The organism is Prolinoborus fasciculus (assembly GCF_056724605.1).
Map to the genome: position 1 here is coordinate 20,884 of NZ_JBWZQN010000038.1, position 12,370 is coordinate 33,253.

The window sequence follows — 12,370 nt, forward strand, 5'->3', positions numbered from 1 at the left end:
AATGATGTCTGCAAAGCTTTGGGCACCTGCCCTGACTGCTTGCGCAATGGCAACAAGTCTTGCACTTGTTGGTTGTAGCAAAGATCCTAAAGAGGGCCAGCAAGCTGGTGCTCAACAACAAATGCCACCGACTGAAGTCGGTGTTCTTGTTGCACAACCGCAAAGTGTAGAGCAGTCTGTAGAGCTCTCAGGTCGTACAACAGCATTTGAAATTTCAGACGTACGTCCACAAGCCAGTGGCGTGGTGCTTAAACGCTTGTTCACGGAAGGCAGCTATGTGCGTGAAGGTCAGGCCTTATATGAAATCGATTCAAGCACCAACCGCACTACAGTAGACAATGCCCGTGCAGCGATTGCCCGTGCTGAAGCCAATCTGGGCGTATTGCGTGTGAAGGAAGGCCGTTACCGTCAACTGGTCGGTACCAATGCCATTTCCAAACAGGAATATGATGACATCGCGGCACAGGTCAAACTGGCTGAAGCTGATTTGAATGCCAATCGCGCAACTTTGCGTAATGCAGAAATCAACCTGGGCTATTCGACTGTACGCGCGCCGATTTCAGGCCAGACCAACCGTTCGTCTGTGACGGCGGGTGCTTTGGTAACAGCGAATCAGCCAGAGCCATTGGTAACGATTCAGCGTCTAGATCCAATCTATGTAGATATCAACCAGTCAAGTGCCGAGCTTTTACGTTTACGTCAACAGCTTAATCAAGGCAGCTTGAACAGCTCTAACAATACCAAAGTCAAGTTAAAGCTTGAAGATGGCAGTATCTACCCGGTTGAAGGCCGTCTTGCATTCTCTGATGCTAGCGTGAACCCGGAAACAGGTACCGTGACTTTACGTGCGGTATTCCCGAACAAAAATCATCTGCTTCTTCCAGGTATGTTTGCCACTGCGCAAATCGTACAGGGTGAAGTACCGAATGCTTTCCTGATTCCGCAAGCAGCTTTGACTCGTACCCCAACAGGTCAGGCAATGGCGATGCTGGTCGGTGCTGACAATAAAGTGACGCCACGTCCAGTGACTACCGTTGGTTCTCAAGGCAGCAACTGGATTGTGACTGAAGGTCTGAATCCAGGCGATAAAGTGATTGTAGATGGTATTGCGAAAGTAAAACCGGAACAACAGGTCGTGGCTAAACCTTACCAGCCTCAAGCTGCTGCACCACAGGGTGCTGCACAACCTGCTGCCCAACAACCAGGTGCAGCGCAAAAAGCGGATGATGCAAAAGAACAATCTGAACAAAAACCTGCTGCTAAAGCATAAGGAGTAAGGTTTATGGCTCAATTCTTTATTCATCGTCCTATCTTTGCCTGGGTGATTGCACTGGTCATCATGCTGGCAGGTATTTTGACCCTGACCAAAATGCCGATTGCCCAGTATCCAACCATTGCACCGCCTACAGTCACGATTTCTGCGACTTATCCAGGTGCATCTGCTGAAACGGTCGAAAATACTGTAACCCAGATCATCGAGCAGCAAATGAATGGTCTGGATGGACTGCGTTATATCTCATCTAACAGTGCGGGTAACGGTTCTTCGTCTATTTCCTTGAACTTTGAACAAGGTGTCGATCCTGATATCGCACAGGTTCAGGTCCAGAACAAATTACAGTCTGCGACTGCACTTCTTCCTGAAGATGTACAGCGTCAGGGTGTGCGTGTTACCAAATCAGGCGCCAGCTTCCTGCAGGTATTGGCTTTCTATTCACCTGATGGCAGCATGACCGCCGATGATATCAAAGACTATGTAAATTCGAACATTTCTGAACCTTTAAGCCGTGTGGCTGGGGTGGGTGAAGTTCAGGTCTTTGGTGGTTCTTATGCTATGCGAATCTGGCTTGATCCAGCCAAAATGGCGAGCCTGCAAGTCACGCCAAGTGATATTGCGACTGCCATCCGTACCCAGAATGCTCAGGTCGCTGTGGGTCAACTCGGTGGTGCACCCGCTGTTGAAGGACAAGTCCTGAATGCGACTGTCACTGCACAAAGCCTGCTGCAAACTCCAGAACAGTTCAGCAATATCTTCCTGAAAAACACCACTTCGGGCGCGCAAGTCCGTCTGGGTGATGTTGCACGGGTTGAACTTGGTGCAGATAATTATCAGTTTGATTCGAAGTTTAACGGTAAACCAGCTGGTGGTGTGGCAATTAAACTTGCCACTGGTGCTAATGCGCTTGATACAGCCCAAGCAGTAGAAGAACGCTTAGAGCAGTTACGTCCGAACTATCCGCAAGGCATGGTCGACCAACTGGCTTTTGACACCACGCCATTTATTGAACTGTCAATCAAGAGTGTAGTTAAAACGCTAATCGAAGCAATTATTCTAGTGTTCCTGGTCATGTTCCTGTTCCTGCAGAACTGGCGTGCTACCATTATTCCAACCATGGCAGTTCCAGTCGTGGTATTGGGTACCTTTGCCGTGATTAATGTCTTCGGCTTCTCGATTAATACCCTAACCATGTTTGCCATGGTACTGGCGATTGGTCTTCTGGTCGATGACGCGATTGTTGTGGTCGAGAACGTCGAACGGGTCATGGTGGAAGAGCATCTGGATCCGGTTTCTGCAACTGAAAAGTCGATGAAACAGATTTCTGGTGCACTGATTGGTATTACCTCGGTGCTATCGGCAGTATTCGTTCCAATGGCTTTCTTCGGTGGAACCACCGGGGTTATTTATCGTCAGTTCTCGATTACGCTGGTCACAGCAATGGTCTTGTCGCTGATAGTGGCATTAACCTTTACCCCTGCCCTATGTGCGACCCTGCTGAAACAGCATGATCCGAACAAGCCGCAAAGTAATGGTATATTTGCGCGTTTCTTCCGCTGGTTTAATAGCAGTTTTGACAAGGTTTCTGTGAAATATCAGGGCGGCGTCAACCGTATGACTCATAGCAAGATTTTCTCAGGCGTGGTGTATGCCGTGGTACTGGGTATTATTGTGCTGTTGTTCCAGAAACTGCCTTCTTCTTTCCTACCGGATGAAGACCAGGGCGTGGTCATGACGCTGGTTCAGTTACCGCCAAATGCAACCTTGGAACGTACCGACAAAGTGGTCAGCACCATGACCAACTATTTCTTGGAAAACGAGAAAGAGCATGTAGAATCCGTCTTTAGTGTGGCAGGTTTCTCCTTCACGGGTGTGGGACAAAATGCAGGTCTGGCTTTCATTAAGTTGAAAGACTGGTCAGAGCGTCACAGTCCGGAATCTCAAATCGGTGCCATTATTCAACGTGGTATGGCGCTGAACATGATTGTCAAAGATGCGTCTTACATCATGCCACTGCAATTACCTGCAATGCCTGAACTGGGTGTGTCGGCTGGCTTTAACTTACAGCTCAAAGCTGCAAGTGGTCAAAGTCATGATCAGCTCCTGGCAGCACGTAATACGATTCTCGGTCTAGCAGCACAAGACTCGCGTCTGGCTGGTGTACGTCCGAATGGTCAGGAAGATACTCCTCAGTACCGTGTCATTGTGGATCATGCGCAAGCAGGTGCACTGGGTGTCAGCGTTGCCGAAATTAACAGCACCATGGGTATTGCTTGGGGCGGTTCATATATCAATGATTTCATTGATCGTGGTCGTGTCAAGAAAGTCTATGTTCAGGGTGAAGCTGGCTCGCGGATGATGCCGGAAGATCTGGACCAATGGTATGTGCGTAATAATCGTGGTGAAATGGTGCCATTCTCGGCATTTGCCACAGGCGAATGGACCTACGGTTCTCCACGTCTTGAGCGTTATAACGGCGTATCGTCCATGAACATTCAAGGTACACCTGCTCCGGGTATCAGCTCGGGCGATGCAATGGTGGCCATGGAAGAAATTGTGGCGAAGTTACCAGAAATGGGCTTGCAAGGTTTCGACTTCGAATGGACAGGTCTATCTTTGGAAGAGCGTGAATCTGGTGCACAGGCGCCGTTCCTGTATGCCTTGTCACTGCTGATTGTCTTCCTGTGTCTGGCAGCCCTGTATGAAAGCTGGTCGATTCCGTTCTCGGTTCTACTGGTGGTGCCATTGGGTATTGTGGGTGCATTATTACTCACCTTTGGTGGAATGGTGCTGCTGCAAAACCCGAACCTGTCGAATAACATTTACTTCCAGGTGGCGATTATTGCGGTAATTGGTCTTTCTGCGAAAAACGCGATCTTGATTGTCGAGTTTGCGAAAGAATTGCAGGAACAAGGTGAAGAGTTATTTGAAGCGACCTTGCATGCGGCAAAAATGCGTTTACGTCCAATTATCATGACCACATTGGCCTTTGGTTTTGGTGTATTACCGCTTGCTCTGGCTTCAGGTGCGGGTGCAGGTAGCCAGCACTCAGTCGGTTATGGTGTACTTGGCGGCGTGATCAGCTCGACCTTGTTAGGTATCTTCTTTATCCCGGTATTCTACGTGTGGATTCGAAGTGTCTTTAAATACAAACCAAAACAACAAAATCAGGAGTATAAGTCGTAATGCAAAATGTATGGTCTATTACAGGTCGTAGCATTGCGGTATCTGCCCTTGCGCTTGCTTTGACGGCCTGTCAAAGCATGCGTAGTCCAGAGCCGGTTGCGCAGGCAGATATCCCGAGCAGCTATACCAATGCGTCTGGTACTTCTGTAGCAGAACAAGGTTATAAAAACTTTTTTGCTGATCAGCGCCTGTTACAAGTGCTGGATCTGGCATTAAACAATAACCGTGATTTGCGTATTGCTGCCCTCAATATTCAACGAGCTCAGCAACAGTATCAAATTACTGAAAACAACCAGTTACCGACGATTGGTGCCAGTGGTAGCGTATTGCGCCAGGACACCATGAATTCGCAGAATCGTGGTGCAGTGACAACTTATAATGTCGGACTGGGTGTAACTGCGTATGAACTGGATTTTTGGGGACGTGTCCGCAGCTTGCGTGATAATGCGCTGGATAGTTTCCTGGCGACCCAAAGTGCTCGAGATGCGACGCAAATTGCCTTAATTGGTCAGGTGTCTCAGGCTTGGCTCAGCTACTCGTTTGCCAATGCCAATCTGGCTTTGGCTGAGCAAACGCTGAAAGCTCAGCTTGAATCTTTTAATCTGAACAAAAAACGTTTTGATGTCGGGATCGACAGCGAGCTTCCAGTGCGTCAGGCGCAAATTTCGGTTGAAACAGCACGTAATGATGTTGCGAATTACCGGACTCATGTGGCACAGGCACAAAACCTGTTAAACCTGCTGGTCGGTCAGCAAGTGCCTGCGAATTTATTACCAGCACAACGCGTGACCCGCATCACTTCCAATACTGCATTGGGTTCAGGCTTGCCAAGTGATCTATTGATCAACCGTCCAGATGTTCGTGCAGCAGAATACCGCCTGTCTGCGGCAGGTGCCAATATTGCGGCAGCACGTGCACGTCTGTTCCCGACGATTAGTCTGACCGGTTCAGCAGGTTATGCCTCTACTGATTTAGGCGACCTGTTTAAATCAGGTAGTTTTGCCTGGTCATTTGGTCCGAGTCTGGATATTCCAATTTTTGATTGGGGTACCCGTCAGGCCAATATCCGTATTTCTGAAACCGATCAGCAAATTGCCTTGTCAGATTACGAAAAGTCGATTCAGACTGCTTTCCGTGAAGTGAATGATGCCTTGGCAGTACGTCAGAATATTGGTGATCGTCTGGCAGCTCAGCGCCGTCTGGTCGAAGCAACCAACACCACCTATCGCTTGTCTCAGGCACGTTTCCGCGCCGGAATTGACAGCTATCTGACGGTACTGGATGCACAGCGTGCGTCTTATGCAGCAGAACAAGGTTTGTTATTGCTTGAACAGGCCAATCTGAACAATCAGGTTGAAGTCTACAAAACCCTGGGTGGCGGCTTGAAAGTCAACACGACGGATACCTTGCCGAATACCCCGTCTGTGTCTGAACAGCGCCGTGCGGCAGAACAACCAGCGCAATAAATTCCAGACAGATCAGGAAAAGCTCACTTCGGTGGGCTTTTTTTTATTGCATTTTCGAGGCAGTTTTCCTATTGTCATAGACCAGCGATTTATTTAGAAAACATGCACATGTTACTTAGCAATCTGGAATCTGTACCGGGACATACCATTCGCCAGCAAATTGATGTGGTGTATGGCAGTACCGTACGCAGCAAACATGTCGGACGTGACTTACTGGCCGGCCTGAAAAATATTGTCGGTGGTGAGCTTACCGCCTATACCGAACTGCTGGAAGAATCACGACAGGAAGCCATGAACCGCATGATTGAAAAAGCCCGTACTATGGGGGCTAATGCGATTGTCGGCATTCGTTTCTCGACCTCCAATATCGCCCAAGGTGCTTCTGAACTCTTTGTTTATGGAACAGCCGTAGTCGTTGATCCGATCATGCCAAAATTGCCCGACCCTTTTCCGCAGGAAGATTAAAGCATGGATGGTTTAATTCTCCAGATCATCATTTTTGCCATTCTGTTTAGTGTCGGTTTCGGTTTTGGACGTTATAACGAACGTAAACATTTTCGTTATCTGGATGAACAGGAACAACGTCTGGCATATATCCGGGTGAATAATAGCCGCTTCGCTGTGTCTGAATATTCCGGACAGATGATCAGCAGCAATGTGGTCATTTCCCATGATTATTTTAAATATGCGATTGCCAATGTACAGAATATGCTCGGTGGCCGTCTGACCAGCTATGAAAGTGTCGTAGAACGCGCACGACGTGAAGCAATTGTACGTTTAAAACTCGAAGCCGAAAAAATCGGGGCGACTCAGATTATGGGCATTCGGCTCAGCACCACTGAACTCGGTATGCAAGGTGGCATGGTGGAAGTCTTTGCTTATGGCACTGCAATCCAACAACCTGCTCAATCGATCTAAACCTCGGTTCAGAAAAAAATTTATTGAGATGATCACGCCTGCTGCGCGATCCGCGCAGTCAAATCAGTTCGACACCTTTAGGATGAAATGTCGTAGAGGAAATAACTGAGGCTGATACTCAGGCCGTTGCAATCTTCTTTATTGCAAACGGTTCTCTGCTAGGATCTTGAGAAGTCAGCAAAACAAATATAAATGGCATGATGCAGCTTCTTCAATCTATAAAAACGGCACTTCAATCCCGTCTGTATTTCTTTATTATTTTCCCAGCCATCATTGGATTTTATCTGGTTTTACAGACAGTCACCCCTTTGAGCTGGTCAAGCTGCCTCTTGATCAGCTGGAATATCGCGATTTACGCTTATTTATTATTGACCATAAAAAAACTCTGGCGTATTGATCATGCTCATATTCTGCAACGCGCCATGCAACAGGATGCCAGCAAATGGATCATTCTGTTTCTGGTGATCATCACCCTGATCATGTGTTTTATAGCGATTATTATTGAAATTAATCATTTACCCAAAGACACTACCATCCGAACCGGCCATTTAATCTTGTCAGTTCTGACCATTATTTCAGCCTGGTTCTTGATGCATACGATTTTTGCAATTCATTATGCGCATGACTTTTATTTGGCGCTCGACAAACAGCAACAAGGCGGACTGGATTTTCCAAATACCACCAGACCGACTTATCCAGACTTTCTATATTTTAGTTATATCATCGGGACTTCTGCGCAAACTGCAGATGTATCCATTACTTGCCAATCCATGCGGGTTTTAAATACCCTACATTTGCTTTTGGCTTACGGATTCAATACCACCATTCTGGCCATCAGCATTAATGTAACGGCAAACTTTATCAGCACTTAAAAAGTTTTTTGGATAGTGGCAGTACCCTGAAAATAGCGATCTACCGCCCAATCAGCTACCACTACCCTGCGTCTAACCTGACCAGTTTTTAAATTAGGTCAATCACAGTATTTGATTGCTTCAAGCGGTGAGACCTTTACGCAATTCATCTTCGACGATGCTGAGTTCAATTTCACTAAATTTACGAATCTCACCTTCAGCATGCTTTTCTAGCATGCCACCCAGCAAAGGCACTTTGACTTTGACTGTCCAGTTTAACTGGAACTGGATCTGGTCTTCATCTCCAGTGACTGCACGCTGACAGATGGCCTCGATCGGCAAGTTCGCACCGAGTTGTACCGTCGAAGTCATTTCATTCAGATCGCTAACATCGGTACGCTGCAAACGGAAGGCATCTTTGAGTAATTTTTTTGCGATATCCGGAATATTAACATCTAGATTATAAGCGCGTTTCAGGGTATACATATGCCCCTGCTTTTCCGAAACCAGGATTTCCAAGTTTTGCGCAGGAATTCGATGGCAAACTGCCTCATGCAAACGAATATCATTGGCCAAACGCTTAAATTCATCAATAGACACGCCATTGATAATTGCTTTCACGGTGAACTGATGTGCCATGCTATTTTTTCCTTATTTTTATTACGATATTCGCCTATGCCACTCTCGGCTGATGCGAATAAAAATCAGATACAGAGATGACTCTGCAATTTATATCAACTTTATAGCGGATGTCATTATTCTTTTATCGGGAAATTCCGGCAGCCCGGTCAATGTTTGCAACATAGTTTTACTGAAAGCTGTGCCTGTCCACAGCTGATCTGTAGCTGCGCTTCGCCATAATAAATCACGGCATGAAACTCATCGGCACCATCATCTAGACCGGAAACATAGTATTCAGTTCCAGCTGGGAAAGCCTGCAGCCAGTCAGCCTTATAAAAATCAGACACAGAATCAAACTGCAAATACAGTTCAGGCTCAGCTTCGATCTTCATCGCCAGTGCAATAAACTTCTGTAATTGTGCTTGATGAAAATCAATGATCATAGTATTTCTGCCTTTTTAGTCCGGATCATTGCTCGCCAGACTTCGTACATTTTAAATGACTATTTCAAGGATACGACTCTCGAGTTTTGAGGTTTTTCTAGCACAAGATTATGGCTTAAAGGAGATAAATTATATGGGCTATTTCCGCCAAGCGGCAGAAAAAATCTGAGCTAAGGCATGAGATACCTTTTCTGAATTGCAATGGCTTAAGTACGTAGTCTGAGATCTTCAATCGTACAGAATGACTGAAAGTGGTGTTCTAAGCACAGTCAGAATGCAAAAGTTCCCTGCGAATTTCATGCCGGTGCTCTTCTCCAAAACGGTCGACATGTGCATAGAATACGCCATAGCGACCGACATAATATTCCAGTGACTGATCATAAAAATTCCAGAAAATAGACCATTCCCCTAAATCCATCTGACGAATCTGGGTGCCACTGTGCATCGGCATTTTTTGTAATAGTTCTTGCTGTAATTGTTCGGCCTGTGCCCGATTCTCAATATGCACTTGCTGTTGAAAGAATAGCTGTGCCACATCGTCAAACAGCTCCAGTTCATAAGCATCTACCAGATGTACTTGCTGCTCTTGCTCGATGACCTCTTGCTCTGTCATGCTGGAAATCTGTGCCGGTTTTTCTGGACGCTGACGCGCCAGATGGCGCTGAGCTTTATAGATCTTTCTGCCTACGATCCAGGCAGCATTCAACATAAATAAAACACATAACAGGAGCAGTAATTTCAGCATGGTTGATGATCTCATGTGACTAATTTTATTTTTATGGTTATAGGATCAAGATTCATTTGAATAGTCCCTTTTGACTCAGCATACGTCTATTTTTTATACAGTGCAAACTTCAGGCTTATTTTTACTATTTATCTTCTCTGCTTGCTCATTTGTGCCTAGATTCTAACTTCGATTTATTTAAAAATTGATTTACTTTGATTTTTTATTTTTAACGCTGTAATGAGATTTAAGAACTTGAGATAAACAAACAGGACAAATCAGCAACAGAACCAATCTTCACATTGATAAATCACAGCAAACATTCTCAAAAAACTACAATATTGTTCTGTTCTTTACCCTCTTCTTTTTTATCAAATAAACCCTCACTATAAATGTTGGAGAAAATGAATAATATTATGATTCGTGAAGGGAGGGTCGAAGATATACCTCAAATTATTCAGGTCATTCATGACAGCATTCAATCTTGCGTACTGGATCATCAGCGTGAAGAAAGCAAAATTCAAACCTGGCTAGAAAAATTTGATCATGCCAGCCTGATTGTCGATATGCTGTATAACGATTGCTGGGTTTATCTCATCTATGACAAGGTCGCCGGGTTCTTATTGGTCAGTGATGCTGGAGAAATCCGGATGCATTATGTGGCCCAACACTGCCAAAGACTGGGTTTTGGCACCCAGTTATTTCATCAAATGCATCGCACTTTATTAAAGAAAAAAATTCATCAGATTGAAATACAGTCTACCCAAACTGCCTTAAGTTATTATCAACACTGCGGCTTTCATCCCCATTCTGCCGAGTCAGAAGATGAATCGCGTTATCTGTATAAATATATTTTTTAATCGGCCTCTTTTTCAATTTTCAACTGATCACGTCCTGCCTGTTTGGCGGCATAGAGCTGCATATCTGCCGCTTTCATCAATTCATGAATATCTGCATAGCCATGTTTTTGTTCAACCCAGGCCGCGCCCATACTGACCGTAACATAATCTTTTGCATCTGGCCGATTCAGATGTTGCATACGCTGTTCCCGAATCTGGTTTAATACATTTTCCAGATTTTTTAGGGCAGTTTGCACCGGCATTCCAGTGAGCAGAATCGCAAACTCTTCACCACCATAACGTGCCAGATAGCCAGACGGTGGTAAAGCAGCTTGAATAATCCTAACCAGATTTTTCAGGATTTCATCCCCTTTTAAGTGGCCATAATAGTCATTATAGTTTTTAAAAAAATCGACATCGAGCATGGCAAAAATCAAGGTATGTTGCGGCTGCTGTTGGGTCTGCAAAAACTGCTGCTGGATTTCATGATTTAAGGCACGCCGGTTAAAAGCTCCAGTCAGCGCATCAATATTCATTTGCTGTTCCAGTTTGGCATTCACTTCACGCAGTTGCTGGGTCCGTTCTTTAACTTTTTGATCGAGCGAATTATTGAGGGCGATCAGGTTCAGGTTCAGCTGTTCAGTCTCATAAGTTTGATGTGCATAATGTCTAGACTGCTGAAACATGATTAATAAGGCATAGATACTGGTTGAGATAAAGAACAGATGCGTGGTTTTAATTGCATTGATCAGCAACAGATAATCATTCAAAAAGGTGACACAAAGAAAAATAATCGCAATCAGATTTAAACGCGAATAATGCTCTTTATAACGTAAGGTCTGATAAAAGCCGTAAATAAAATTACCGATGATAACCAAGGCAAAAATCGCACTAAATAGGGCGAGACGTTCAAATATCTCAGGAGGTGAGAATAATGTAAAAATAATATTAAAGACCAGTAATACCACCGCGATATAATAAATCACTGGATTTAAATAGCGCCGGTTAAACAGATGCATATAACTGAGAAAAAAGAAGGCAGCAATAAAAGTAAACAGATACTCTAAGCGGGCTCCCCACAGCCAGTTGATATTGGTAAATACCGTATAGGCATAAGGTGCAGAAAACAGATTATGCAGGGCCAAAAAGACAATAAACCAGCCAAAAACAAAGATACTTTTACTGTTACGTTCTTGTGATCCCCTGAATACCGAAAATAGAATAGTAAACATCCCCACCCCAAGCACCGCCCCACACACCATGGCGATACTCATCATGAGCTGCTGGAATTGGCGATTGATGGTAGCTGCAACGCCGATCTGCATTGGTCGTTCGAGACCGCCATGCAAGTGGGTATAATTGGAAGCCTGAATGCTTAAGGTAATATACTCAGTGTCTGGAACAAAATAGCCAATACGCGGTGCTTTCTCAGTCACCTGTTTGTCAGGTGTGGTACTGATTTCCCCGAGACGGACAATAAACTGTCCATTGACATATACCCGATAGGCGCCGTATTGGGTTGGAATCCGAATCGCGATGCGTCGCCCGAGAAATTCTTTCGGAATTTTAAAATAGCCAATAAAGGTACCGTAGCCAGAGTTTGAACCCGCTAGAGTTTTAAAAGAGGCTGGCAATTCAACTGTTTTTGACTGGAGTACGGGGCTGGGCTGAACAATAAACTGACTCGGATAAAACAGCCATTTTCCCTGCAAGGCACTAGTGCTATGTTCGGTAAAATGAACTTCAGTAATATGGTCGTGAGATTGCTGCTGAAATGACGGCGAAGGGAGTTCATCCTGAGCGATTGCTGAACTTATGATGCAAGCCATGCAGGTAAAGGCCCAGACAAATACGAAAAAATAGACATTCCTTATCAAGTTATGCAAATACGTTCTATCTCAAGATAATTCTTTATTATTCTTCTCTGTACACGACAAATTTCACAGAACCCTTATCCTATCAGGGTTCTGCCTTCTTAAAATTGCCAAAATTTCCTTAAACTCTTCTTTTTTCCCAAAACCAATTAAACGCTGAATCGCCATTTGAACA

At 45.0% G+C, this 12,370-nt stretch carries 11 protein-coding genes; 7 read left to right on the forward strand and 4 right to left on the reverse strand.

Translation table 11 applies throughout. The features are described from left to right. Position 1 precedes the first annotated feature (1 nt). The 6 genes from AC1P5O_RS10170 to AC1P5O_RS10195 all read left to right on the forward strand — a co-directional run bounded on the left by AC1P5O_RS10170 (position 2) and on the right by AC1P5O_RS10195 (position 7,715). The gene (locus tag AC1P5O_RS10170) at positions 2–1,270 is read left to right on the forward strand and encodes an efflux RND transporter periplasmic adaptor subunit (RefSeq protein WP_004814853.1); all 1,269 of its coding nucleotides are present in this window, start codon (positions 2–4) and stop codon (positions 1,268–1,270) included. A 12-nt stretch (positions 1,271–1,282) separates the two neighbouring features. Continuing rightward, positions 1,283–4,459 carry an efflux RND transporter permease subunit gene (locus tag AC1P5O_RS10175; RefSeq protein WP_138743319.1) on the forward strand — a complete coding sequence of 1,059 codons (3,177 nt, stop codon included), beginning with the start codon at positions 1,283–1,285 and terminating at the stop codon, positions 4,457–4,459. Next, positions 4,459–5,925, forward strand: a complete 1,467-nt coding sequence (gene adeK, locus AC1P5O_RS10180) for a multidrug efflux RND transporter AdeIJK outer membrane channel subunit AdeK (RefSeq protein WP_005265907.1) — start codon at positions 4,459–4,461, stop codon at positions 5,923–5,925. The genes AC1P5O_RS10175 and adeK overlap by 1 nt, the downstream gene beginning before the upstream one ends. A gap of 108 nt (positions 5,926–6,033) precedes the next feature. After that, complete coding sequence (locus AC1P5O_RS10185; protein ID WP_138743320.1) at positions 6,034–6,390, forward strand: YbjQ family protein; 357 nt, start codon at positions 6,034–6,036, stop codon at positions 6,388–6,390. 3 nt (positions 6,391–6,393) lie between these two features. Further along, a complete protein-coding gene (locus tag AC1P5O_RS10190; protein ID WP_005265911.1) occupies positions 6,394–6,843 on the forward strand; it encodes a YbjQ family protein in 450 nt (149 codons plus the stop codon). 197 nt (positions 6,844–7,040) lie between these two features. Beyond that, the gene (locus tag AC1P5O_RS10195) at positions 7,041–7,715 is read left to right on the forward strand and encodes a DUF1345 domain-containing protein (RefSeq protein WP_138743321.1); all 675 of its coding nucleotides are present in this window, start codon (positions 7,041–7,043) and stop codon (positions 7,713–7,715) included. A gap of 120 nt (positions 7,716–7,835) precedes the next feature. On the opposite strand, the gene AC1P5O_RS10200 is transcribed toward AC1P5O_RS10195, so the two are convergent. The 3 genes from AC1P5O_RS10200 to AC1P5O_RS10210 form a co-directional block, all read right to left on the reverse strand. Further along, positions 7,836–8,333: a DUF2505 family protein gene (locus tag AC1P5O_RS10200; protein ID WP_004280652.1), complete on the reverse strand. Its 498-nt coding sequence runs from the start codon at positions 8,331–8,333 to the stop codon at positions 7,836–7,838. A gap of 149 nt (positions 8,334–8,482) precedes the next feature. Beyond that, a complete protein-coding gene (locus AC1P5O_RS10205) occupies positions 8,483–8,758 on the reverse strand; it encodes a hypothetical protein (RefSeq protein ID WP_004280654.1) in 276 nt (91 codons plus the stop codon). 259 nt (positions 8,759–9,017) lie between these two features. After that, positions 9,018–9,503 (reverse strand): hypothetical protein, encoded by a 486-nt coding sequence (locus AC1P5O_RS10210; protein ID WP_005265913.1) that lies wholly within the window; start codon positions 9,501–9,503, stop codon positions 9,018–9,020. A 383-nt stretch (positions 9,504–9,886) separates the two neighbouring features. Here AC1P5O_RS10210 and AC1P5O_RS10215 point away from each other — a divergent pair, with 383 nt between their 5' ends. After that, on the forward strand, positions 9,887–10,342 hold the full coding sequence (locus AC1P5O_RS10215) for a GNAT family N-acetyltransferase (RefSeq protein WP_228719748.1): 456 nt from the start codon (positions 9,887–9,889) through the stop codon (positions 10,340–10,342). Here the strand turns inward: AC1P5O_RS10215 and AC1P5O_RS10220 are convergent. Next, the gene (locus tag AC1P5O_RS10220; RefSeq protein WP_138742989.1) at positions 10,339–12,150 is read right to left on the reverse strand and encodes a sensor domain-containing diguanylate cyclase; all 1,812 of its coding nucleotides are present in this window, start codon (positions 12,148–12,150) and stop codon (positions 10,339–10,341) included. The two genes, AC1P5O_RS10215 and AC1P5O_RS10220, sit on opposite strands and share 4 nt — an antisense overlap. Between the last annotated feature and the right edge of the window lie 220 nt (positions 12,151–12,370).